The sequence below is a fragment of the Candidatus Izemoplasma sp. genome (genome assembly GCF_982632705.1).
Genome location: NZ_CEXEES010000022.1, coordinates 1 through 26055, shown reverse-complemented (window position 1 = coordinate 26055; position 26055 = coordinate 1). Strand labels below are relative to the sequence as shown.

General features: G+C 32.5%; 25 protein-coding genes and 1 rRNA gene. 23 read left to right on the top strand and 3 right to left on the bottom strand.

From position 1 onward, the window contains the following. From rrf to AC2LE6_RS04565, 7 genes are all read left to right on the top strand, one after another. Positions 1-83, top strand: a 5S ribosomal RNA gene (rrf, locus tag AC2LE6_RS04595); the annotation flags it as partial. 120 nt (positions 84-203) lie between these two features. Beyond that, positions 204-458 (top strand): hypothetical protein, encoded by a 255-nt coding sequence (locus AC2LE6_RS04590; protein ID WP_484478077.1) that lies wholly within the window; start codon positions 204-206, stop codon positions 456-458. Then, the gene (thyA, locus tag AC2LE6_RS04585) at positions 455-1336 is read left to right on the top strand and encodes a thymidylate synthase (protein ID WP_484478076.1); all 882 of its coding nucleotides are present in this window, start codon (positions 455-457) and stop codon (positions 1334-1336) included. Before AC2LE6_RS04590 ends, thyA begins: the two co-directional genes overlap by 4 nt. Beyond that, positions 1336-1809 (top strand): dihydrofolate reductase, encoded by a 474-nt coding sequence (locus tag AC2LE6_RS04580; protein ID WP_484478075.1) that lies wholly within the window; start codon positions 1336-1338, stop codon positions 1807-1809. The genes thyA and AC2LE6_RS04580 overlap by 1 nt, the downstream gene beginning before the upstream one ends. Position 1810: 1 nt before the next feature. Beyond that, positions 1811-2638: a lysophospholipid acyltransferase family protein gene (locus tag AC2LE6_RS04575; RefSeq protein ID WP_484478074.1), complete on the top strand. Its 828-nt coding sequence runs from the start codon at positions 1811-1813 to the stop codon at positions 2636-2638. 71 nt (positions 2639-2709) lie between these two features. Next, positions 2710-4014, top strand: a complete 1305-nt coding sequence (locus tag AC2LE6_RS04570; protein WP_484478073.1) for a pyrimidine-nucleoside phosphorylase — start codon at positions 2710-2712, stop codon at positions 4012-4014. A gap of 71 nt (positions 4015-4085) precedes the next feature. Beyond that, a complete protein-coding gene (locus AC2LE6_RS04565) occupies positions 4086-4454 on the top strand; it encodes a hypothetical protein (protein WP_484478072.1) in 369 nt (122 codons plus the stop codon). Positions 4455-4489: 35 nt separating this feature from the next. Here the strand turns inward: AC2LE6_RS04565 and AC2LE6_RS04560 are convergent, their stop codons facing one another. Further along, positions 4490-5644 (bottom strand): CD0519/CD1768 family membrane protein, encoded by a 1155-nt coding sequence (locus tag AC2LE6_RS04560; protein ID WP_484478071.1) that lies wholly within the window; start codon positions 5642-5644, stop codon positions 4490-4492. Between the two features lie 310 nt (positions 5645-5954). On the opposite strand from AC2LE6_RS04560, the gene AC2LE6_RS04555 reads away from it, so the two are divergent. The 3 genes from AC2LE6_RS04555 to AC2LE6_RS04545 all read left to right on the top strand — a co-directional run bounded on the left by AC2LE6_RS04555 (position 5955) and on the right by AC2LE6_RS04545 (position 9234). Beyond that, positions 5955-6506 (top strand): energy-coupled thiamine transporter ThiT, encoded by a 552-nt coding sequence (locus AC2LE6_RS04555; RefSeq protein WP_484478070.1) that lies wholly within the window; start codon positions 5955-5957, stop codon positions 6504-6506. A 78-nt stretch (positions 6507-6584) separates the two neighbouring features. Continuing rightward, a complete protein-coding gene (gene glgA, locus AC2LE6_RS04550; protein WP_484478069.1) occupies positions 6585-8006 on the top strand; it encodes a glycogen synthase GlgA in 1422 nt (473 codons plus the stop codon). 1 nt (position 8007) lies between these two features. Continuing rightward, positions 8008-9234: a glucose-1-phosphate adenylyltransferase family protein gene (locus tag AC2LE6_RS04545; RefSeq protein ID WP_484478068.1), complete on the top strand. Its 1227-nt coding sequence runs from the start codon at positions 8008-8010 to the stop codon at positions 9232-9234. An 11-nt stretch (positions 9235-9245) separates the two neighbouring features. On the opposite strand, the gene recU is transcribed toward AC2LE6_RS04545, so the two are convergent. Continuing rightward, the gene (gene recU / locus AC2LE6_RS04540; RefSeq protein ID WP_484478067.1) at positions 9246-9821 is read right to left on the bottom strand and encodes a Holliday junction resolvase RecU; all 576 of its coding nucleotides are present in this window, start codon (positions 9819-9821) and stop codon (positions 9246-9248) included. Positions 9822-9955: 134 nt separating this feature from the next. On the opposite strand from recU, the gene AC2LE6_RS04535 reads away from it, so the two are divergent. The 7 genes from AC2LE6_RS04535 to AC2LE6_RS04505 all read left to right on the top strand — a co-directional run bounded on the left by AC2LE6_RS04535 (position 9956) and on the right by AC2LE6_RS04505 (position 18313). After that, entirely contained in the window at positions 9956-11632 is a 1677-nt protein-coding gene (locus AC2LE6_RS04535; protein ID WP_484478066.1) for a ribonuclease J, read from the top strand. Between the two features lie 145 nt (positions 11633-11777). Next, a complete protein-coding gene (locus tag AC2LE6_RS04530) occupies positions 11778-12956 on the top strand; it encodes a BMP family lipoprotein (protein ID WP_484478065.1) in 1179 nt (392 codons plus the stop codon). 95 nt (positions 12957-13051) lie between these two features. Further along, positions 13052-13762, top strand: a complete 711-nt coding sequence (locus AC2LE6_RS04525; RefSeq protein ID WP_484478064.1) for a Crp/Fnr family transcriptional regulator — start codon at positions 13052-13054, stop codon at positions 13760-13762. A gap of 121 nt (positions 13763-13883) precedes the next feature. After that, positions 13884-15404 carry an ABC transporter ATP-binding protein gene (locus tag AC2LE6_RS04520; protein ID WP_484478063.1) on the top strand — a complete coding sequence of 507 codons (1521 nt, stop codon included), beginning with the start codon at positions 13884-13886 and terminating at the stop codon, positions 15402-15404. Then, positions 15404-16561: an ABC transporter permease gene (locus AC2LE6_RS04515; RefSeq protein ID WP_484478062.1), complete on the top strand. Its 1158-nt coding sequence runs from the start codon at positions 15404-15406 to the stop codon at positions 16559-16561. The genes AC2LE6_RS04520 and AC2LE6_RS04515 overlap by 1 nt, the downstream gene beginning before the upstream one ends. 11 nt (positions 16562-16572) lie before the next feature. Continuing rightward, a complete protein-coding gene (locus tag AC2LE6_RS04510; protein WP_484478079.1) occupies positions 16573-17553 on the top strand; it encodes an ABC transporter permease in 981 nt (326 codons plus the stop codon). A 94-nt stretch (positions 17554-17647) separates the two neighbouring features. Continuing rightward, positions 17648-18313, top strand: a complete 666-nt coding sequence (locus AC2LE6_RS04505; RefSeq protein ID WP_484478061.1) for a DUF134 domain-containing protein — start codon at positions 17648-17650, stop codon at positions 18311-18313. A gap of 23 nt (positions 18314-18336) precedes the next feature. On the opposite strand, the gene AC2LE6_RS04500 is transcribed toward AC2LE6_RS04505, so the two are convergent. Further along, on the bottom strand, positions 18337-19572 hold the full coding sequence (locus AC2LE6_RS04500; protein WP_484478078.1) for a replication-associated recombination protein A: 1236 nt from the start codon (positions 19570-19572) through the stop codon (positions 18337-18339). Between the two features lie 138 nt (positions 19573-19710). Between AC2LE6_RS04500 and AC2LE6_RS04495 the strand changes: the two genes are divergently transcribed. The 6 genes from AC2LE6_RS04495 to AC2LE6_RS04470 all read left to right on the top strand — a co-directional run. Continuing rightward, positions 19711-20319, top strand: coding sequence for a hypothetical protein (locus AC2LE6_RS04495; protein WP_484478060.1), 609 nt, complete (start codon positions 19711-19713; stop codon positions 20317-20319). 86 nt (positions 20320-20405) lie between these two features. Further along, on the top strand, positions 20406-21314 hold the full coding sequence (gene nadA, locus AC2LE6_RS04490) for a quinolinate synthase NadA (protein ID WP_484478059.1): 909 nt from the start codon (positions 20406-20408) through the stop codon (positions 21312-21314). A 9-nt stretch (positions 21315-21323) separates the two neighbouring features. Then, entirely contained in the window at positions 21324-22823 is a 1500-nt protein-coding gene (gene nadB, locus AC2LE6_RS04485; protein WP_484478058.1) for an L-aspartate oxidase, read from the top strand. Then, positions 22802-23605, top strand: coding sequence for a histidinol-phosphatase (locus tag AC2LE6_RS04480; RefSeq protein WP_484478057.1), 804 nt, complete (start codon positions 22802-22804; stop codon positions 23603-23605). The genes nadB and AC2LE6_RS04480 overlap by 22 nt, the downstream gene beginning before the upstream one ends. A 674-nt stretch (positions 23606-24279) precedes the next feature. Continuing rightward, positions 24280-25257 carry an asparaginase gene (locus AC2LE6_RS04475; protein ID WP_484478056.1) on the top strand — a complete coding sequence of 326 codons (978 nt, stop codon included), beginning with the start codon at positions 24280-24282 and terminating at the stop codon, positions 25255-25257. A gap of 54 nt (positions 25258-25311) precedes the next feature. Further along, positions 25312-26055, top strand: a 744-nt coding sequence (locus AC2LE6_RS04470) for a phosphatase PAP2 family protein (protein ID WP_484478055.1), incomplete at its 3' end; no start/stop codon positions are given.

Below are 26055 nucleotides of genomic sequence, written 5' to 3'. Positions count from 1 at the left end.
ACCTGTTCCCATCCCGAACACAGCAGTTAAGCACTCTAGCGCCGATGGTAGTACAATTGTGCGAGAGTAGGACGTTGCCAAGCTTAAATGCATTAAAAAATGATTAAAAGTGTGAAAACACTTTTTTTTATTTATCTTGGTTTTATATTTATATATTAAGACTTATTTGTTATAATGTAATAAGTTATAAAGTGGTGATGAAAATGTGGAAATGGTTCAAAGAAAATATCTTCGTAAAAGATATGTTTATTTATATATTAATAGCAGTAATTATATTCTATATCCCGGCATGGGGTAGTCTTGTCATAGCAGCGGTTACTCATAACGAGTATTACGTTGTATTCGCAGGTCTTTATGTTGGTGTTTGGGCAGGTCCATTTACACCAACAATTCCAGCAATACTAGCGATTGCCGTATTTCTAAAACAATTATTCAAACGTAGAGGAGTGAAAGAATGAAACAATACTTAGACTTACTTACACACATTCTTGAAAAAGGCGAGTTAAAAACAGACCGTACTGGGACTGGAACTAAATCTACATTTGGGTATCAAATGAGATTTGATTTAAACGATGGTTTCCCTTTATTAACGACGAAAAAAGTACATTTAAAAAGTGTCATAGAAGAGCTACTTTGGTTTATCAAAGGTGATACAAACATCAAGTACCTTGTGGATCACGGAGTAAGAATCTGGAATGAATGGCCTTATCAATTATTTAAGAAGCATACTGATTACAATAATGAAACAATGAAAGAATTTGTAGAAATGATTAAAACAGATGATGAGTTCGCAAGAAAACACGGTGAGCTTGGACCAGTATATGGTAGACAGTGGAGACATTTTGAAGGGCCAGATGGAAAAGCAGTTGATCAATTGGCTGAAGTAATTGAAATGATCAAGACAAATCCATCAAGTAGACGTTTAATCGTGAATTCTTGGAATCCACCATTAATCCCAGATATGGCTTTACCACCATGTCACATGATGTTTCATTTCTATGTAAATAATAATAAATTAAGTTGTCAATTGTATCAAAGAAGTGCAGATTCATTCTTAGGAGTACCTTTTAATATTGCTAGTTATGCATTATTAACGATGATGATTGCACAAGTGTGTGATTTAGAATTAGGAGAATTTGTTCATACGTTAGGCGATGCTCATATTTATAATGATCATCTTGAACAAGTAGACCTTCAATTATCAAGAACTCCTAAAAAATTACCAAAAATGATAATAAATAAAAGTATTAAGTCGATTGAAGACTTCAAATATAGTGATTTCACATTAGAGGGATACGATCCTCATCCTTTAATTAGAGGGAAGGTGTCTGTATAATGGTAAATTTGATAGTAGCTATTGGAAAAGATAACCTTATTGGTAAAGGAAATTTACTCCCTTGGCATTATAAAGAAGATATGGAGTACTTCAAGAACACTACAATGGGTAAGAAAGTAATTATGGGTGAACAAACATTTAAATCAATTGTTTCATACATAAATAAACCATTACCAGGTAGAACAAGCATCATCGCAACTTTAACTGATTATACTTATAAAGATATAGAAGTAACGAATGATATTTTTAAATTTATCAATGATTTCCCAAAAGAAGAGGAATTATTTGTTATTGGTGGTAAAATCATCTATGATTTAACATTAGAACTTGTAGATAGACTATACATTACTCATGTAAACAAGGAATATGAAGGTGACGTATTCTTCAAAGAAATAGATTATAGTAAATTCAATAAAATTAGTAGTAGAATATCTGGGGACCTTGAGTTCGCTATCTACGAAAGGAATGCTTAATATGGCTTTAATATTACTTTATACATCTTTATTAGGATATGGATTCCTTTTTATAAATATTTTTAATGTTACATTGGATTTCGCCAATCCTCTAAATTACTTATTCATAGTACTTACAATACTTATATCTATAGTATTAAGTAGTTTACATATTGTTCTAGCTACAACTTTAGTCGTTGTCTTTAGAAAGAACAAAGGATATGAAGACGTGTTTAACCAACACTTTGCAAAATCACTATTACGCATGGTTAATCATATCTTTAGAGTAAAAGTAAAAGTTACAGGGTATGAAAACGTTCCTGATAATAATAACTTTGTCTTAATAAGTAATCATCAAGACAATTTTGATATTATGGTTTACTTACCTGTGTTTAGAGATCTTCCTGTTTGCTTTATTGCAAAAGAAGCACTATTCAAATTACCAGTTTTAGGTAAATATATTGAGATGTTAGGAAATGTACCCATTGGTAAATTTGCTGACCGTGCCGCAGCTGAAGCTATTGTTAATGGAATCAAACGTGTTAAAGCAGGTTACCCAATGGCAATATTCCCTGAGGGGAAACGCTCATTCGGTAACGAACTGATTGATTTTAAACCAGGAGCTTTTAAACTAGCAATTAAGCCAAAAGCTGATATATTGGTAGGAGTTTTATACAATACTCATATCGTACCAAAAACACCTTTATGGAAACGCAAGAAAATATATGTTCACTTCTTACCTCTGATTAAGTATGAGGATTATCAACACATGAAGTCGCAGGAACTTAGTGAAAATGTAAAAGGATTAATCCAAACTCAACTAAATGAATTTAAAAAAGCCTTGAATTAGTCTTGGCTTTTTTGTTAGAGTTTGGTATTATATTATGTTATAATAATAACTCAAAAGAAAGGTGTGATATCATGAGAATGGTCGATTTAATAGAGAAAAAACGTGATGGTCATGAACTATCAGATAAAGAGATCGAGTTCATCATTAACGGATATGTAAATAAGGAGATTCCTGATTATCAAGTAAGTAGTTTTTTAATGGCTGTTTATTTCAAAGGAATGAGTAGGAAAGAATCAAGTAATCTTACAAAAGCCATGTTACATAGCGGAGATATCATTGATTTAAGTAGTATCAATGGAATTAAAGTAGATAAACATTCAACAGGTGGTGTAGGAGATAAAACTACATTAGTATTAGCTCCATTAGTAGCAGCAGCAGGAGCAAAAGTTGCAAAACTTAGTGGTAGAGGATTAGGACATACAGGTGGAACATTAGATAAGTTAGAAAGTATTGATGGGTTAAGCATCGATATCGGAATAGAAGATTTTGTGAATCAAGTAAATGATATAGGGTTAGCTGTTGCAGGGCAAACTGCAAACCTAACTCCGGCAGATAAACTGTTATATGCTTTACGTGATGTAACAGCAACTGTACCAAGTATACCTTTAATAGCTTCAAGTATTATGAGCAAGAAACTAGCAAGTGGTAGTGATGTAATTGTTCTTGATGTTAAAATCGGTGAAGGTGCATTCATGAAAACTCTAGATGAGGCAAGAGAGTTATCTAAAGTAATGGTAGGTATTGGTGAAAGCTTCGGTAAAAAAACTGTAGCGTTTATTACTGATATGGATCAACCTCTTGGTTATACTGTTGGAAATAGACTAGAAGTAAAAGAAGCTTTAGAGACATTAGAAGGTAATGGACCAAAAGATTTAGAATTACTTTGCATCGAAATTGGTAGTTATATGGTCTTTAGTGCAGGTCTAACAAAAACATTAGAAGAAGCAAAAGCATTATTGCATGAGAAAATCAATAATGGTGAAGCACATCAAAAACAACTTGATTTCATAAAAGCACAAGGTGGTTCAGACATTAATATGGATACATTTATTAACGTGAAGGAAATCATTGAAGTAAAAGCAACAAAAGATGGTTATGTTGAAGATATTAATGCTTTAGCAATCGGACTTGGAGCGATGAAGTTAGGTGCTGGTCGTGCTACAAAAGAAGATAGCATAGATCCTGATGTAGGAATTATATTAAAGAAAAAAGTTGGAAATAAAGTTCATATAGGAGATACATTAGCAGTACTGTATAACAATCTTGACAACATTGAAGAAATTAAAAAAGAAGTCTTAGAGGCATTCACTATATCTAGTGAAATAGTACCTGAAAGACCGATCATTTATGAGATAATAACAGAAAAAGACCTTTAACAGGTCTTTTTATTTTGATGTTCAAAGTTTTTATGCTATCATTAAAATATATAAACAGTAGGAGGACTAATATGGATAACCATTCTAGTGAACGTGTTGAGAAGTTTATGCGCTTTGAGCATATATTTTTCCGTATTCAATTATCAATACTAGGCTTAGGGTTCTTTATACTTGGCTTCTTTTATTTTGTTATAGATAAGATTAAAGATGTGAATGATTTAATTGCCTTAGTGATATACGTGGGTATATTGTATCCAATACTACATCTTATAATCAGTTTTGTTAGAATCATCAAATACTTACGAGTTATTAGGCACGATGATGGCCCTAGTAGCATTTGGCGTTCGGCACTTTCTTTCCTATTTTCTCCTTTAACTTTTGTAATCTTTTATATAATACTATTTGTTTTAGTATTTGCAAGTTGTGCTGCGAACGTTTAAGCAATAATAAAAGCGCTATAATTAGCGCTTTTAAATTACATAAATGTTGAAATTAGCATGAATAAATAATTGGCAACAACACCACTTACTATACCACCTATGGTATGAGATAAAATGGCTTTGGTTGTTAATGGTCTTACACCTAAGGTGTCCATCATACCTACGTGAGTAGATAGATATCCGCTCCATGTAGTCCCAATCGCTGTAAATACTGCAATATCTTTTACAGATACGAATCCAGCTTTTATAAAGTCGGGAACAATACCAATAGCAGCTCCAGCACTTCCTAAGCTTATTAATGGGAAGGCAATTGCCTCACTTGAAGTGAACCCAAACAACGGCTTCATTATAAACATTATGTGATTACCAAGTTTCGGTAATAATGCAATACCTTCTTTGGCTGCACCTGAATACTCTAGGGCTTCACCTAGCATATTTACAGGTTGTCCGTACGTTAGCATCATTATAAATGTTGAAATAATTAATATTCCTGGGATGATTTGAAGACCGATTTCAACACCGTTCTTTCCACCATCTAAAGCACTCTCTAAAAATCTATTTACAAATGAACCTTCTCTTACTTCACGTAAGAACTCGTCATCATCTATTACTTTAATAGGGTTATCATCTTTAGGAATCTTATAGTATTTTTTTGAATAATAGGTAAGCATTCTAACTGATACCATACTACCAACAATAGCAGCAAAAACTCCAACACCAACTGCGATTGAGTAATCTGGATCTAGGGCGATAAAGAATATGGCAATTACAAGCCCCATTCCAAATGATGTACCTAAGTTCACAAGTACTGGTACTTGGTAATTCTTAAATTGCTTTCTAAACTCTTTTTCTCTATATAAGCTAATAACAGCTGGATTATCTGACAAGTATGCACTAATAGCACCTATACCAGCTACACCAGGTAATTTATAAATGATTTTAACGATTGATCCAAATGCAATATTTAGTAATGCAATTACACCAAACTCACTAAATATCCCTGCCATTGCACCAGTTAATACAGCAACTGCCATAATCCAAAGTGCGACATTAATAAGTAGGTAAAAACTTGTATTAATCATCGTGTTTAAAAAGTTTGCAACACCCATTGATGATGAAAATAAAATAAAACCTAACACAAAAAATAACAAGATAAATATTGTTTCTAACGTAACTGGTTGTTTCTTCATGATGTTCCTCCATAAATTAAAATTCCATTGGAATTATAGTGTACTTTAATTAAAAATGCAACCTTTTTTTAATTATTTTAATAAGCGCTTACATTATGAAAATAAAGTAATGTAATACTTGCAATAAAATTTAGTTATGTATATAATGAAGTAGCACTAAAGTCGGGGAGCTTAGAGAACTAGGCTGAGAGTACTTTTGAAACTAAAGTAGACCGCACCTGATCTGGATAATGCCAGCGTAGGACAATAAACTTTAAATTATGTTTGTCCTAAGATTTAGGGCAAATATTTTAATTTAAAGGAGAGAAATATGAGAGACACAAGAATCATCTCAGAGATTGCTATTTTAGTATCTCTGGCAGTAGTATTAGAAGTTGTTTTTACTGGTATCGCAACATTCTTCCCAGTTCTAGCAATGCCTTATGGAGGTAGAGTATCATTAAGTATGCTTCCATTATTCATTATTGTATATCGTCATGGATTTAAATTTGGAATTATGAGTGGTGTTATCTATGGTTTATTAAACCTATTATTAGATGGACAGTTGTACTTCCCGTGGAGCTTACCACTTGATTATATCTTTGCATTTGGAGCAATCGCATTAGGATATGCTGGAGTATTACTATTCGGCAGATCGTTTAAAGGATTTGTTGCTGTTGCAATCATTGGTGGTTTAGGAAGATTTTTATTCCACTTCATATCAGGATTTGCATTGTTCAGTGTATGGATGCCTGAGGAATTTAGTAACATTTATGTTTATAGTTTAGTGTATAACGCCTACTATATGGTTCCTTCAGTAATTCTTGCAATTATTGTTGGTAAGTTACTATTTAATAGACTGAGTGACCAAGAGTTATTTTAAGAGATGAAAATTTTTTCATCTCTTTTTTTATATATTTTTTTGAAATAAGGTATAATGAAATAAAGAGGAGTTGATTGAATGAAAATATTGTTTGTTGCAGGAGAAGCGTTACCCTTTAGTAAAACTGGAGGACTTGGAGATGTTATTGGAGCATTACCTAAAGAATTAGTACGATTAGGTATAGATGCAAGAGTTGTTATTCCGAAACATAAAATGACAAAAGATAATTGGAATGATCAACTTGAAAAAATCACAGATTTTAGAGTTCCTATTAAGAATAAAGAAGAGTACGCAGGTATTGAATATCTGGTCCACGAAGGTGTTACGTTCTACTTTGTAGACAACGAATACTATTTTGGATATAGAGATAGTCTGTATGGTCATTTTGATGATGGGGAACGTTTTGGGTTCTTTAATCACGCAGTATTAATGATGATGCAAGAAATGAATTTTTATCCAGATATTGTTCATATTAATGATTGGCAAGCAGGGCTTATTCCATACTTATTAAAAGAAAAATATAATTATGGTAAATATCAAAATATTAAAACACTGCTTACAATTCATAATATTGCATATCAAGGACGTTTTGCCAAAGACCTTATTGAATATCTTGGTGTAGATTTAAAACCTGATATTGAATATGGAAATTTAATCAATTATCTTAAATCAGGAATTCAAGTCGCAGATTATGTTTCTACAGTATCGAAAACATATGCCAAAGAAATACTATATGATTACTTTGGATTTGGAATGAACACTGTTTTAAAAACAAGAGAAAATAGATTAACTGGGATTGTAAATGGAGTTGATTATGACACGTTTAGTCCTGAAGTTGATACAAATATAAAGTTTAACTTTAATGTTGATAATTATTTAGAAGGAAAAGAAGAGAATAAGAAGCACATTAGAAAATATTATAACTTAGAAAAGATTGATGTACCTCTTATTGGTATGGTTTCTAGATTGACAGAGGCCAAAGGCTTTGATTTAATAAAAGAAGTCTTAGAAGGGTTCTTGGAAAAGAAACAATTTCAGTTTGTTTTACTCGGTAGTGGAGACCCTGATATTGAAAAGTATTATCGTGAATTAAAAGATAAATATCCTCATCAAATAGGATTGTATATTGGATACAACGAAAAAATGGCTCGAAAGATTTATGCAGGTAGTGATTTATTCTTGATGCCATCAAGATTCGAACCATGTGGTTTAAGTCAACTTATTAGTTTAAAATATGGAACATTACCGATTGTTAGAAACACAGGTGGATTAAGAGATACTATTAATCCATATAATAAGTTTACTGGTGAAGGTAATGGTTTTGGTTTCGAGAACTATGATAGTGATGATTTGAAACATGCAATCAATGCTTCACTGGAAGCCTATAAAAATAATAAAGCATGGAACGCATTGGTTAAAAGAGCAATGAATGAAGATTTTTCATGGACACAAAGTGCAAAACAATACATTGAATTGTACAAAAAACTTAAGGAGGAATAAGATGGAAACATTAGCGTTGATATTAGCCGGTGGTAGAGGAAGTAGACTTGATATATTATCAGAAAAGCGAGTGAAACCAGCTGTCCCATTTGCAGGGAAGTTTAGAATAGTAGATTTTACATTAAGTAATTGTACAAATTCAGGAATCTTCAATATCGGAATTCTTACACAGTATTTACCGTTATCACTTAATGAGCATATTAGTAAAGGTAAACCATGGGACTTGGATAGAAGAGATGCAAGTGTCCACTTACTACAACCACATAAACAGTGGTACGCAGGAACTGCAGATGCAGTTTTACAAAACATAAACTATATTAAAAGACTAAATCCAAAGTATACATTGATTCTAAGTGGAGACCACATATACAAAATGGATTATAGAGATATGATTGAAACACATAAAAAAAGCAACGCAGATCTAACAATAGCAGTACAACCTGTACCGCTAGAAGATGCACATCGCTTTGGAATCTTATCTGCAGATGAAAATGGTAAGATTACAAAATTCAGTGAAAAACCAAAGAATCCAGAAAGTAACCTTGCTAGTATGGGTATCTATGTATTTGAAACAGATGTGTTATTAAGAGCGATTGAAGATGTAAAAGATGCTAATTTAGACTTTGGTAAGCATATAATTCCACATCTGTTAAAAACATCACATTTACAAACCTTCGTTTTTGCGGATTATTGGAGAGACGTTGGAACATATGATTCATATTTAGATGCCAATCTTGAACTAACAAACACAATTGATAAAATTAAATTAGATTTGTATGATAGAGATTGGAAATTCTATACAAGATCAGAAGAAATGCCATCTGTGAAAATTGGTAGTAAAGCAAAAATATCACAGGCATTGATCAGTAATGGTTCTATTATTGCTGGGGATGTAGTTAAAAGTGTACTAAGCCCTGGAGTTATCATTCATCCAGGTGCAACTGTTATTAATTCAGTAATTCTGAATGATACTGAAGTATTACCTGGTAGCTATATTGAAAATGCAATTATTGATAAAAACTGTAAGATTGGACCAAATGCCACAATTGGACATGGGAACGATTATACCCTTAATAAAGATAAACCTGAGTTATTAAACAGAGGAATCAATGTTATTGGTAGTAAAGTTGTTATACCTGAGAATACAATAGTTGAGCGTCACTGTAGAATATTTAGTAGTGCCATTATAAATGAGAAAGTTATTAAATCAGGAAGTACATTGCAATAAAAAAAGCCTATTTATAGGCTTTTTATTATGTCATCTACAACTTTTAAATAATCTATTCTAGGACTAAGTTTTTCTTTAATAATATGTCCTTTTTCTTTAATTTCTTCGTATGTAATACTCTTTCTACCATCCAATGAACGTTTATAAAACTCCATAACGTATTTACTTTCTAATAAATATATTTCATCATGTGCTTTGAAGAAAATAAGTAAAAAACTAATTCCATTATGATCATATATATTATATAAATGCTCCACTTGATGAGGATGAATGTTAGATAATGGAAAGGATGTTTTATTGATTGTTTCCTTTGCCTCAAAGTCTATATAATATCCTTTATAGATGCCGTTATAGTCTGTAGTAGAAGGAACCTTATAGTACGCTTCTTTAATAACTGCCCCAGCTCGTGATGGGTAATCCACTTTAACTATTTGGATAGGAATAGGTTTTTTATGGATGATTGCTTTATTATGAGATAAGTAGTGTTCATTCGACTCGTTTATCATCTTTTCAAAAGACATTCCACGGTTTGAATGCGATGTTTTTTGTTTTTGAAAATTATTCTTCTTGTTTGGATAATTTATCATATTCCCACTCCTTTATATCTAATATATCATATCCTAATAATAATGAATACACTTTCATATTGAAAAAAAGACAAAAACAAGATACTTATTCAATTATGTGGTATACTTTTAATGACAAATAAGGAGGTACATGTATGAGTACAATAAAGATATTTGCTTTGGGTGGACTCGGAGAAAATGGTAAGAACATGTACATTTGTGATATTGATAATAAAATTTTTATTTTAGATGCCGGACTTAAATATCCAAGTGTAGAGATGTTTGGAGTAGATTCCATTATCCCTGATTTTACATTCTTAGAAGAAAACAAACATAGAATTGCTGGTCTCTTTTTATCGCACGGACACGAAGACCATATCGGAGCAGTTCCTAGATTATTAAAATCAATACCAATGCCAGTGTATGGTAGTAATTTTACTTTGGCTGTATTGAAAGATAGTTTAGAGGATCAAGGAATTGATGTTAAAGAACATAAATTCTTTACCGTAGATAGTAGTACGACAATGAATTTTGGAGATGTAAAAGTAGATTTTTACAGAGTAACACACTCAATTCCCGAATCATTAGGTATAGCGATAACAACAAATGATGGAGTCATAGTTTATGCTCCTGATTACAATTTTGATCAAAATGTTCATAATATGTATAAAACAGAATTTAGTAAATTAAACCAAATTGCTTCAAAACCTGTTTTAGCATTGTTAACGGAATCATTGGGTGCAGAAAGAGTAGGGCATACTCATAATTCTAGCAATCTAGATTATACTTTGAATCAAGCCATGTATAGCGCTGAAAGCAGAATCATTGTTACTGCGTTTAGTACTGACTTGAATCGTATTCAGAAGATTATAGATATTGCCTTGCAAAACAAACGTAAGATAGCGATAATCGGACGTAAAACACAAAGAACAATAGATATCGCAGTAAAAACTGGATATCTTAAAATACCAGAAGATAGACTTTGTAACTTAAAGTTTATTGATGATAAGAATAAAAACGAGTTAGAAGATGCAGTTATATTAGTTGCGGGAGATCGTCATGAACCATTTTATATGATTCAAAGAATGGTTAAGAAATTAGATAGATTGATTCATGTAAATAGCGAGGATACAATCATTCTAATGACACCACCAGTGCCTGGTACTGAGAAAATAGCCGCAAGAACATTGGATATATTATATAGAAATGACTGTAATGTATTGAAAATTAATAAAGCTATTTTACCTCCATCACACGCAAGTAGTGAGGATGTAAAATTACTAATTAATATTTTAAATCCTAAGTACATAGTTCCTGTAATTGGTGAGTATCGTCATCAGTTTGCATTAAGAGATGTTTGTAATCAACTTGGATATGAAAACAAAGACGTTGTAATGCTTGATAATGGTGTTGTAATGCAAATTCAAAAAGGTAATTTAGTACCTTATAATGAACTTATTACAAATGGAGATTTCTTAGTGGATGGTAGTTTAGAAAATGATGTTTCTGATGTTGTACTAAGAGACAGAGAAATGTTATCAACTGATGGTGTATTATTAATCATCGCCAATGTCGATGCAAGAAACAGAAAAATAGTAAGTACTCCTGAAATTGTAAGTAGAGGATTCGTTTATATGAAAGAGAATGACGAGCTTATCGAACAAGTTCATGAAGTATTCAATGAAGTAACAAAAAAAGTGTTTACACACAAGTATATAGATTGGCGAGTTTACAAAGAAAATGTAAAGAGTGATTTGCAAAAATTTCTTTACAAATCTACAAAACGTAGACCAATTATAATCCCAGTATTGATTGATACACAATTAAAATAGGCAGATTTTGCCTATTTTTTTTCTATATTATATACAAATGAGTGAATATTCATATATTTTCGTTTTTTTTGCCTTAATACCTTTACAAAAAACGCGCTTGAGACTATAATTAAATCAGTTAAAAAAAAAAATCTTAGGAGGAAATATGAAAAAGTTTTTATTATTATTAGCTGCACTTACTTTAGTTTTAGGTCTTTCTGCTTGTAAGAAAGATAACGAAGATGCAGTAGATTGTATGATTGATCCAAGTAACGAAGAGTGCGATTACGAAGATCCAAATGTAGATGCAACAACATTTGAAATTGCATTAATCACTGATGTTGGAACTATCGATGATGGTTCATTCAACCAAGGTGCTTGGGAAGGTGTAGTTCGTTATGCATGGATTAATGACGTAACTCACAAATATTACCAACCAGTTGCTAAAACAACTGATGACTATGTTGATGCTATCGAATTAGCAATTACTGAAGGTGCAACTACAGTTGTATGTCCAGGATTCTTATTCGAGAATGCTGTATGGGAAGTTCAAGGAGACAATCCAACTATTAATTTCATTATTTTAGATGGTTCGCCTCACAATGTAACTGATTGGGACACTATGGCTACTACAGATGGTGGAGCTCCAGACTTTACAGTTGAATCAAATGTTAGACCTATCTTCTATACAGAGCACGAAGCTGGATTCTTAGCTGGTTATGCTGCAGTTAAAGATGGATACACTGAATTAGGATTTATCGGTGGTATGGCTGTACCTGCTGTTGTACGTTTCGGTTATGGATTCGTTCAAGGTGCTGATCAAGCTGCTATGGATATGGGATTAGCTGATGACGCTGTTACAGTTAAATACTGGTATTCAAACGTATTCTGGGAAACTCCAGAAGTTCAAGCGACTGCTGTTTCTTGGTATTCTACAGGAACTGAAGTTATCTTCGCTGCTGCTGGTGGAGCTGGAGCATCTGTAATGGAAGCTGCATTCCAAGAAGACGGATTAGTAATTGGTGTAGATATTGATCAAGCTGGAGACGCTCCAGAAGTTATCACATCTGCAATGAAAGAATTAGCTGTTTCTGTAAATGATACTTTAGCTGAAATTTATGCTGAAACATTCACTGGTGGAGCTGCTGTTACATTCGACGTTTCTAATAACGGTGTTGGATTACCTCAAGATTTCTCAAGATTCAATGATTTCGATCAAGCTGATTATGATGCTATCTTCGAAAAATTAGTTGATGGAGATATCGTTGTTGATGGTGACAATACTCAAACTTTAGCTGTTGTAGCTGCAAAATACGACAAAGTTATGGTTGAAGACGAAAGCTAATAAACACATTTTAAATTAAAGGAAGTTGAAAAACTTCCTTTTTTTATTGCAAAAACTGTCAAATGACATTATGCTATTTATAGGAGTGTGATATAGTGAATATCGAGAAATATAAGCAAACCCTTACATCAAACAAAATGAATAATCCTGAGAAACTAAATGTCATACTTAAAAACATGCCATCTTACATCAAGCAAAATGGTTCGTTTAAAATTTATAAGAAATCAGAATTATTATATGAAAAAAGTGAAGATGTAAACTATGTCTACTACATAATACGTGGTAGTTTTGTTGTGGTTAACGAGTTTGAAAGTGGTAGGATTTATGAACCTGTAATCCTATACGGTGATGACTTCATCGGTGCAGTAGAGGCAATAATAGGAAAACCTGATGTTATATCAACCATCGTTGCTAATGAAACATCAGAAGTCTTAAGATTTAAAACTGAGGATTTCAAAAGATGGCTAAAAGAAAACCATGATTTAACAAGAGTTGTCCTTCACTCTGTTTCAGTGAACTTCACAAAAAACATGGTTGAGTCTGGAGAACAAATTATTTTAAACACTAGATACTTAATGGTAAACCATCTTCTGCAGCAAAGTACTAAACAAGATGATTTAAATATATTAGATGAGTCACGTGACAAAACATCTATACGTACTGGAATTAACATAAGAACACTTTATCGACATATCAGAGAGTTAAAAGAACAGAAGCTTATTGATACAAAAGGTAGAAAAGTATATTTCACAGATACACAAAAGGAACACTTATTGGATTTTATGAAAGAACTTAGAAATAAGTAATTCCATAAAGTTTAATTATTCAATTCCTTGTAAGCGTTATCCAAATCATATGAGTATTTAATGAGTTTTGATTTCATTCTAATCAAGAATATGATAAAATTTCTATTAAGAGGTGAAGACAATGAATTACGTAATCGAAATGCTTAACATAACAAAGGATTTTCCAGGAATTAGGGCAAATGATAATGTTACTCTTCAATTAAAAAAAGGAGAGATACACGCTTTATTAGGGGAAAATGGAGCAGGTAAGTCTACTTTAATGTCAATCTTATTCGGTTTATATCAACCAACAAGTGGGACAATCAAAGTTAATGGTGAAGAAGTTCAAGTACGAAATCCAAATGATGCGAATGATATGCACATTGGAATGGTTCACCAGCATTTTAAATTAGTACATAATTATACAGTAGCTGAAAATATCATTTTAGGAAAAGAAGATACCAAAGCAGGATTCTTAAAAATGGAAGATGCAATTGCCAAAATCACTGCATTAAGTGAAAAATACAATTTCAATATTGATCCAAACGCTAAGATTTCTGATATCACAGTTGGGATGCAACAACGTGTTGAAATTCTTAAGATGTTATATCGTGATGCAGAGATTATGATTTTCGATGAACCTACTGCAGTATTAACTCCTCAAGAAATTGATGAATTAATGAAAATCATGAAAGAAATGGCAAGTGAAGGGAAATCAATAATTGTCATAACTCATAAATTAAAAGAAATTAAAGCAGTTGCTGATAAATGTACTGTTTTAAGAAAAGGTAAATACATTGGTACTATCGACGTAGCTGAATCATCAATTGAGCAAATGGCTGAAATGATGGTTGGACGTCAAGTTCTATTCGAAGTTGATAAAAACCCAATGGAACTTGGAGAGAGTGTTCTTACCATTGAAAACTTAACGATGTTCAATAAGGCGCAGAAACAAGTACTTAAGGATATATCATTCCAGGCTCGTGAAGGTGAAATCCTTTGTATTGCTGGAATCGAAGGTAATGGACAAACTCAATTAGTTGAAGCTATTACTGGATTAAAAACAAACTATACAGGAACAATCACTGTTCGTGATAAGGTAATTTCTGATTTAAGTATTAGAAACAGAACATTATCTGGAATCGGACATATTCCTGAGGATAGACACAAACATGGTCTTGTATTAGAATACAACCTTGGTGAAAACATGATCTTACAATCATATTTTGATGAAGAATTCCAAAATAAAGGATTCTTAAAATTTGATGCAATCTCGGAACATACCAACGATCTTATTGAACGTTTCGATATTCGTAGTGGTAGGGGAGAGAAAACATCTACAAGAAGTTTAAGTGGTGGAAATCAACAAAAGGCAATCGTTGCAAGAGAGTTTGATAGAAATCCTGACTTAATGATCGCAGTTCAACCAACTCGTGGTTTAGATGTTGGAGCAATAGAATATATTCATGATCAATTAGTAAAACTAAGAGATCAAGGTAAAGCAGTATTATTAGTGTCATTGGAATTAGACGAAGTAATGAGTGTATCTGATCGTATATTAGTAATGTACGAAGGTGAAATCGTTGCAAACGTTAATCCTAAAGAAGTTACAGAAAACGAATTAGGACTATATATGTCTGGATCTAAGAGAGGTGACTTATAATGAACAACGAAGAAAAAAAATACACCAATCCTATATCAAGATTCTTCCATAATGACTCGGGTATCAATTTCTTATCATCAGCTTTTGCAATTCTAGCTGGTATATTATTTAGTTTCTTCTTAATGTTAGCTTTTGAACCAGGAGATGCATTTGAAGGTGTTGGAATTATATTAAGTGCAGGATTCCGTGAAGGAATGAGTTCACTTGGAAATGTAGTTGTTAAGGCAACACCAATAATCTTAACTGGATTAAGTATTGGGTTTGCATTTAAAACTGGATTATTCAATATTGGAGCAACAGGGCAATTAACAATGGGTGCATTTACATCTATCTACATTGGTGTGCATTGGACATTTTTACCAGGATATAGCCACTGGATGGTTGCAGTACTTGGTGCAATCTTAGTTGGTGCCATTTGGGGTGTTATCCCCGGTCTACTTAAAGCATTCTTCAATGTTCATGAAGTAGTAGCAACAATAATGTTAAACTATATCGCAATGTATTCCGTTTCAAGATTGGTACAAGATTTCGTATTTGAACCATTAAAATCAGAATCACAATCAGTACATCCTAATGCAGTTATACCAAGGATGTTCTTAGATAAAATATTCCCAGATAGTTCCGTTACCGGAGGTTTCTGGCTTGCATTACTTGCAGTAGTAATTATTTATATTGTATTAAATAAAACAACATTTGGTTTTCAGTTAAAAGCAGTTGGACATAACAAAGATGCTGCAAAATATGCTGGAATCAATGAAAAAATGAGTGTTGTATATGCAATGGCAATCGCTGGTGCATTAGCAGGACTTGCAGGAGCAGTTATCTATTTAACTACTTCTGGAGCACATATTTCAACTACATATATCCTACAACCAGAAGGATTTGATGGAATAGCAGTTGCATTACTAGGACTAAGCAATCCATTTGGTATCTTAGGTGCTGGTTTATTCCTTGGGTACATAAAAGTTGCTGGACTATACTTACAAACATTAACATTTAAAAAAGAAATCATTGATATCATCATATCAGCAATTATTTACTTAAGTGCATTATCAATTGTATTTAGATCAGCTGGTCGTTGGTTAGTAGCAAAAATTGATAAACTGTTTGTGAAAAAAGACACAGAGCCAGTAGTAGAAACTGGAGGTGATGAATAATGATGGACTTTATTAATACATTTGCTGAAATTATTCGTTTATCACTATTTATCGCAGTTCCACTTATAATCGTTGCATTAGCTGGATTATTCAGTGAACGTAGTGGTGTTGTTAATATCGCATTAGAAGGTATCATGGTATTCGGTGCTGTAATCAGTGCATTTATCATGGGTATCCTATTTGAGAATACTGGTTTAGGTGGACAATGGTTATTTATCATTGGTATGATTATAGCTATTAGTGCTGGAGTACTGTTTAGTTTACTACATGCATTTGCCTCAGTTAATATGAAGGCTAACCAGGTTATATCTGGTACAGCATTAAATATCTTTGCACCTGCATTTGGTGTATTCCTAGCAAGAGCTGTATTCGGTGTTGGGAAAATTAGTTATCCAACTAGAGAGTTTTTCATTAGAGAAGTAACTATATTTGGCTTAGATTTAAGTAATATTCCAATACTAGGTCCTATGTTCTTTACAAAAACATATATAACAGTATTTGTGGGAATCTTAATCCTAATCATTGCATATCTTGTATTATATAAAACAAAATTCGGTTTAAGACTTCGTGCTTGTGGTGAACATCCTCAAGCTGCAGATGCTGCAGGAGTAAATGTTTACAAAATGCGTTATGCAGGAGTTCTAATATCTGGTGGACTTGCTGGACTTGGTGGATTATTCTATATCGTACCAATTTCAAGCAATTATGATCCAATTTATGGTGTAGGTGGATATGGTTTCTTAGCATTAGCAGTTCTAATTTCAGGACAATGGAAACCAGGAAGAATCATGTTAATGGCATTGCTATTCGGATTCTTTGCTAAGTTATCTAACATGACAAACTTAATTCCATTCTTAGACAAATTAGATCTTTCTACAGAAACTCTAAGAATTATTCCATTCATCGTAACATTAATTGTTTTGATGTTAACAAGTAGAAACAGCGCAGGACCAAAAGCAGCTGGTGAACCATACGACAAAGGTAAAAGATAAATTTAAAAAAGCACAGAAATGTGCTTTTTTTATATACTAAACAGTTATACATATGATACAATGAAATGTGCATATGCCCAAACGAGGTGATTTGATGAATAAGAAAAAAAGGTATGCTAGAAGACTTGATGGATTAAGAACGTTTAAACCCGCAGGGATTCCAATGAGTGAATTAGAAAGTACTACTTTACATATAGATGAGTTAGAGGCAATCCGTTTGATTGATTACGAAGGTAAAAGTCAAATAGACGCTGCTAAGGAAATGGAAGTAAGTAGGACTACAATTCAGAGACTTGTTGAAAAAGCTAGATTAAAACTAATTGATACAATCCTGCACAACAAAGGACTTAAAATTAGTAATGATATTTCAAATATTAAGTTGAAAGGTGAAAACAATCTAGATGTTGGTATTAAAGAAGTACTAAAGATTGCCTTTCCAACAACAGATAAAGTAACGATAGTTAAGGAATTTAGACATTTAAAAGAATTTATGTGTTACACCGTTTCTAATACTGATATAATCGCAGTTACACCATTACCTATTTATGTATCCATCGATTACAATATTCCTATTTTGTTAAGTGAACAAGATATTGACGTTGTAATCACATCCAATATGGATAAGCAAATGATCAAACACATGGATCATGCTGGTATTGAAGTAATTCTAGGTGGTAAAGGTAGAATTGATGTTAACTTGAATGAATATATAAGTGGATTCTTATCTGAGAGAGATAATGTATGTGAACCTGATATGTAAAAAAGGACAAATAATTGTCCTTTTTATTTTTTACGTAAAACTTCTTTGATTATTTTATTTCTTTGATTAAGTGCTCGTTCGTATTTACCAGTTTCTAAGCCCTTAAAGTATTCTTTATCTTTTAGTTCATCTGGTAGGTATTGTTGGTATACAAGTGCATCTTTATGAGCGTGAGGGTAGATATATTTAGTCTTATCTTCAAAATTTGATACATTGATCAAATGATTTGGTACTTTTGGAGTTAAACCTCTGTGAATATCTTCCAGTGCGGCATCAATTGCAAGATACGCACTATTTGATTTAGGTGATAATGCCATATCAACAACTAATAAACCAAGCGGAATTCTTGCTTCTGGGAATCCAACGCGTTCACAAGCTCTTGTGCAAGCATCCATCTTCGTTATAACAGAAGGATTCGCAAGTCCAATATCTTCGTATGCAATAACTGTTAATCGTCTTAGAATAGAAGGTAAATCCTCCATTGCGATTAATCTAGCTAAATAGTGAAGTGCTGCATCTACATCACTTCCTCTAATCGATTTCTGCATTGCGCTTAATATATTGAAGTAGTTGTCTTCGTTTTTATCTAATGAAAGACTTGGTGTCAGTAAAATCTCTTTTGCCATGTCTAATGTTATGGTTTCTTTAGGAAAAGACATATGTAATATCTCTAAACTATTAATCGCAGCTCTAATTTCATGATTGCTAGACTGTGCAATATAGCTTAGTACATCTTGATCAAGAGTAGCGGTTAATTCCGATTCAAAGTCTATTGTTACTTGTTTCAATCTCTTAATGATGTCTTCGTTAGAAATTGGTTTTAGTTTTAGTACATGTGTTCTTGATCTAACAGCTGGGTTAACAGAATGATATGGGTTGTTTGTCGTTAATCCAATAATTAGAATGTTTCCCTCTTCAACATGTGGTAATAAAAAGTCTTGAATATCTTTGTTCATTCTGTGGATTTCATCAATAATAACCAAAGCACCATAATTTATGCTAGCTTTAATTATTTCGCTTAAATGAGCCTTCTTATCGGTTGAAGCGTTAAATTTAAAAACATTTAATCCAAATAATTCACCAATTGCCTCTGCAATTGTTGTTTTACCAATTCCAGGTGGACCATATAATATCATACTGAATAGTTTATTATTAGAAACCATTCTTCTAATAACACCTTTTTCACCTATTAAATGCTCTTGTCCTACAATATCATCAATTGATTTTGGTCTTGCACGAAATGCAAGAGGTCTTTTAATCTCCATGTATAATCACCCTTTATATAGTTGAAATCTTTAATTGTATATATATATTATAGTTTATAAAAGACAAAAGTACATTTTTAGTTTAATAAAACTTATGATATAATTTAAACAGAAGACCAAAGGGGGGACAAGATGGATTTTTTTGTTAATTATTTTACACCAGCAATACTAATTATCGTATTTTCACTAATACCATTGTATTTTATACGTATGATATACTTTGTTAGGAAGTCTCATTTTGTGGATGAGACATTATCGCTTAATTTAAGTTTATACATGCATATATTTATCTATTTCATGTTTGTAGCACATTTATTCTTCTATACAAAAGACATATCTTCACTTGCACTTTACATCTTCGGGTTCGCAATGATTATGTTTTTAGGTATATTACTAGGATATAGGCAAAAATTCAGACATATAAAGAGAAATAGATACAGTGTTTTATACAGTAAATGGAATAATAGGGAAAAGTTCCAACAATTTTTAGATGATAAGAAATATTCACATGTAGATATTATGGATGGTTCATTCTCTTATGTTACAAAGATCAAGTTTAACGATTGTAGCAAACTGTTTATTGATACAACATTCAAAGAGATTGAAGAACAAGAGGAATTATTGTATCCGTTTAATAGTTTTAAGGGATATTGTTTATTTGCATTAAACACAGCCCTATTCTTTGGTTCTATTGTAGCGTTTGTGATATTCTTTGTGTATATTCCAAGACTTGGTAATTAAAAAGCCTTACAAGGCTTTTTTTTATGTCTTAATAATTGCGTAGAACTCTATAAAATGTTAGAATATGGTTGCGAGGTGATTTATTGATGGACAAACAAAAAATGATTGAAGAAATCAACCGTTTAAAGAAAGAAAAAAATGCCGTAATACTAGCGCATTTCTACCAGGAAGGGTCTATTCAAGATATAGCAGATTATACTGGAGATAGTCTTTACTTAAGCCAAATAGCAGCAGAAACAGATGCAGAAGTTATTGTGTTTGCTGGTGTTCATTTTATGGCTGAGACAGCAAAAATATTAAGTCCCCATAAAAAAGTATTATTACCAGTAGCAGAAGCAGGATGCCCGATGGCAGATATGGTTACTGATATAAGACTATTAAACTACAAAGCTAAAAATCCTGATCGTAAGATCGTTGCATATGTAAACACAACAGCTAAAGTTAAGGCATTAAGTGATATATGTGTTACTTCAAGTAACGCAGAAAAAATTATAAAGCATTACAAAGATGATAAACTGATGTATGTTCCAGATAAAAACTTAGGAGCTTACTTAAGAGAAAAATTTGAATTGGATATGGAAGTATGGCCAGGGTTCTGCTGTGTACATAACGATTTAACGTTAGAACATGTAGCAACTGCCAAAGCTAAATTCCCTAATGCAGAGTTTATAGTACATCCAGAGGCAAAATTAGACCTAATTCATGAAGCTGATTTTGTAGGTAGTACAAAAGGATTACTAAATTATACAATCGAATCAGATCACGACGAATTCATTGTAGGTACTGAAGAAGGTATCATCCATACAATGCAAGTAAACAGTCCAAACAAGAAGTTTCATATTCTAACTCCCGATTTAAAGTGTTACGATATGAAGTTAACTAGACTAGAAGATGTATACTTAGCACTACGTGATGATCAATTTGAAGTAGAAGTACCAGAAGATATAAGAGTTAAAGCGTTTGAAGCACTAGACAAAATGTTAAAATTAAGCTAGGTGATAATTATGAAAACAATCACGACAGACATTGTGATTATAGGCGCAGGATTAGCTGGACTTTATACAGCATTAAATATCGATTCTCAAAAAAGAGTCGATATTATTGTTAAAGAGGACCTAATCGATACAAACAGCCGTTTAGCACAAGGTGGTATTGCAGGAGAATTGAATATCAATGAAGACCTTCTAAAAGGTCATTTTGATGATACCTTAAAAGCAGGATGCTACTTAAATGATGAACAAGCAGTAAAAGTACTAGTTGAAGAAGCTAGTTTTAACATAAATAACCTAATAAAATTCAATGTTGCATTCGATAAAGATGACCAAGGTAACCTATTGATGACTCGTGAAGGTGGACACTCTAAGCGTAGAATTCTACACGCTGGAGGAGACAGTACTGGAAAAGGCATAATGAACGCATTAAGAGATGAATGTGCTTCTAGGGATAACGTGCATCTACATGAAAATACAATGGCTCTAGATTTAGTTTCAAATCCGAACCATTGTAGTGGTGTTTTTGCCCTAAACAAAGCCAATAAGGTCATAAAATTCGTTGCGAAAAGCACAGTCATAGCAACAGGGGGAATTGGCAACATATACGGATCTACCACCAATTCAACCAGTGCAACAGCAGATGGAATAGCCATCGCAAGCCGTGCACACGTCGATTTACAGCACATGGAGTTCATCCAATTCCACCCAACAGCCTTCCATAACACAGAAACGATGCATAGACAGAAGTTTTTACTGACAGAGGCGTTAAGAGGGGAAGGCGCTTACTTGCTTAATAGTGAGGGAGAACGCTTCATGGAGAAATACGATGAACGACTAGAGTTAGCCCCACGTGATGTCGTTTCACAGGCAATTTACCGTGAAATGTACGATACTTGGACAGACCATGTCTACCTTGATACAAGACATATGGATATTACTAATTTACAAAGCCGTTTTCCAACAATCAATAACCACTTACAACAGTATGGATTCAAACTTGGTATTGATCTAATCCCAGTTGCTCCTGTACAGCATTTTACAATAGGTGGTATCAAAACTGATTTAAATGGTAAAACGTCCTTAGAGAACCTATACGCTTGTGGTGAGTGTGCATCTAACGGTGTTCACGGAGCAAACAGACTTGCATCCAATTCGTTACTTGAATGTATCGTATTTGGAAATAGGATTGCTCAAGTAATCAATAATAAACAGGATACACAGTTATCTGATGATACAACGTATTCTAAGTTCAATAGTAGAAACTATAACTTCATACCATTAAAACACAAACTAGGTCAAATTATGGATGAGTATGTAGGAATCGTACGTTCGAAAGATGGACTTGAGTTTGCATTACAAGAAGTACAGAAACTACACACAGCGTTATCACAATACCCAAATAATAATAAGTTCTATTATGAGGCATTAAACATGGTAGAAGCTGCGACACTTATAATAGAAGGAGCGTTACATCGTACAGAAAGTATTGGATGTCACTACCGTATAAATTAATGAAGGCAAATTACCATACACATACACACTTCTGCGGACATGCAGGAGGAACTGCAATAGAATATGCAGAAGAAGCAATCAAACATAACTTCAAAATATTAGGTATTAGCGATCATGCTCCAAATGATAACGTTCATGATTATCATGTTCGTATGAAAATGGAACGTTTAGAAGAATATTTAAAAGATATCGAAATAGCACAAGATAAAACAAAAGGAAAAATCATAATTTATAAAGGACTTGAAGTAGAATACTTTGATAAACACGAAGAGTATTACAACAACCTTGAACAAAAAGTAGACTATATGATTCATGGACAGCACTATGTTATTAGGAACAATAATCTATCAAAATTGATCTCTAGTTTCGATTTAAGAAGAAAAGAAGATATCCATTTATATGCAGATTTTATGATTTCAGCGATGAAATCCAAACGATTTTTATTCCATGCACATCCAGATTTATTTATGTGCGGATATAAAAATTGGGATAAAGATGCAATAGAAGTTACTAAAAAAATTCTAGAAGTCGCAAAAGAAACAGATGCAATCTTTGAATACAATGCGAATGGAAATAGAAGAGGTAGAGTAATGACACCTCTTGGAGAACAACCACTATATCCTAGAATTGAATTTTGGGATTTAGTAAAAGAGTATGGAATTAGAACAATCCTAAGTAGTGATTGTCATCAACCATTTTTACTATATGATGACACCATGAAAGAAGTAGAAGAAGTATATAATAATCTGAAGTTAAAAGATGTAGGAATCATTGAGTTATAACACACGAAATACAAGGTCTAATCAACCTTGTTTTTTTATGCACAAAATTTACGTTCTAACAGCGTTTCATTTTAGGAAAGACTCATAGACAATTTCATCTATAAAAAGACATACCACACGAAAATAGAAGAAGAAATAGTTCCCTATAAGAAAAGAGTAATTATCCTGTTTTAAATATAGTCATTGCTTTTTTTTGAATATATTAACCAAGCATTACATATAGTAGAAGTGTGATTTTAATATACAAAAACACTCATTCAACCTTCTTTCAGTAGTTTAAGGGGTGATAAACTTCATTGTTTGTGACTTCCTATAATATATATTATGTTAACTAATAGTGCAATAAGTAACAAAGCCATTTGTTTTAACTGTGTGGATAATGTGGAAACTACCTTTTCAATTCTACTCACCCTCTCTCGACCCTATTGCCAAAATCAAATTAAACCTTAACAGTAAACTTCAAAAATCACATGTAAAAAATCACGACAATAATCCTTACTCATCATATATATATTCAAAGGTGTATTTTCTAGTCATTCATATAAAGTAAGTTTAGGCGTAAAATATGGGATGGTTGTATCGCTCAAAAATGTCTACTTGAATCCCCTTAAATATCTTAACTATTTCTATTAAAAAACAATCTCTTATGATAGACTATATGTGAGGTGATTAATGTGAGTAAAGTAGCATTGATTTTTACTGGTGGAACAATCAGTATGAAGGTAGATAAAAATGAAGGCGGAGCTATTCCAAGTTTGAGTCCAAATGATATTGTATCTACTCTTACAGGAATCGACGAATTCGATAATCTTGAGGTCTATGAGTTTTCTTCAAAACCAAGTCCTGCAATTACTGTCTCTGATATGAGCGAGATTTCAAATGTTGTAAATACATATTTAGAACGAGATGATGTATGTGGTTGTGTTGTTGTTCATGGAACTGACGTTTTAGAGGAAACTGCATTTTATTTGAACGCAGTCACAAAATCAAAAAAACCAGTTGTCTTAACTGGATCAATGAAAAATGCCAGTGAGCTTGGATATGATGGATTGACAAATCTTGTATCTAGTATAAAAGTTTGTATGTCGAACCATTCTATCGGAAAAGGAACTTTGGTTGTTATGAACGATACAATCAATTCTGCTATGGAAGTTACAAAAACTCATACGATGAGTTTGGACACATTTAAATCAATTGAGTTTGGACCTCTTGGAATGATTGATCATCATGAAGTAATATATTATAGAGATATCACACATGTTAAAGATTACAATCTAGAAAACAAATTCAATGATTCAACATATCTTATCAAAGCATATGCTGGAATGAATGGAGATTTAATAGATTACTTATCTAGTAAAGATGCATCAGGTATTGTAATTGAATCATTGGGACGTGGAAATTTACCACCAACTATGATTGATAGTATTCAAAATGCAATTGACAAAGGAATTGTAATTGTCATCACTTCTAGATGTTACTCTGGACGTGTTCTAGATACATATGCATATGAAGGTGGCGGAAAAGATTTAACAAAACGAGGTTGTATTCTTGGTGGTAATTTAAATGGACAAAAAGCTAGGATATTACTAATGTTAGGATTGGCAAATAACTTCCCAAAACCAGAACTTTCAAAACTATATCAATTATAAAAGAACTTTCATAGAAAGTTCTTTTTTTTGTTATAATAATAGGGAGGTGATATCATGACTATTGAAATAGTTGAGTTTATTCAATCATTACAAAACGGATTCTTTGATCTATTCTTTAACTTCATATCTTTTATGGGTGAAGAATACGTATACATAATCCTATTAACAATCGTATATTATGCATATGATAAAAAGCTAGGTGAAATGCTTGGATATGTATTAATCGTATCCACTGCATTAAACACAATATTGAAACATATCTTTAGCGCAGAACGTCCATTTGCCAAATACCCTGATCGTGTAGATAATTTACGACCACATACTTCTCCTGGATATTCATTTCCATCAGGACACACACAAGTATTCACATCAGTAATCTTCTCTATTGGATTTTATGTGAAAAAGAATAGTGTCTTAAGTATCGTTGCTGGATTATCATTATTAATGGCAATTTCTAGAATGTACTTAGGTGTTCATTTCCTAGAGGATGTATTTGTATCATTAGTACTTGGAGTTTCACTTTCACATCTATACTATACTATATTTATGAAACACCATGAGAATCCTAAAACAATGATGAAAATATATATTGGTACATTGATTATATTATTAATCATATTGTTCGTATTAAAAACTAAAACCTATATTACCACAGTAGGTATGTTCGCTGGGTTTATAGCTGCGATGTGGTTTGAGAAACGATATGTAAACTTTACTATGGAAGTCTCAATGATTCAAAAAGGAATCAGAGTTCTTAGTGGCGTTGCGATCATGTTAATGATTCAAGTAGGATTCAAA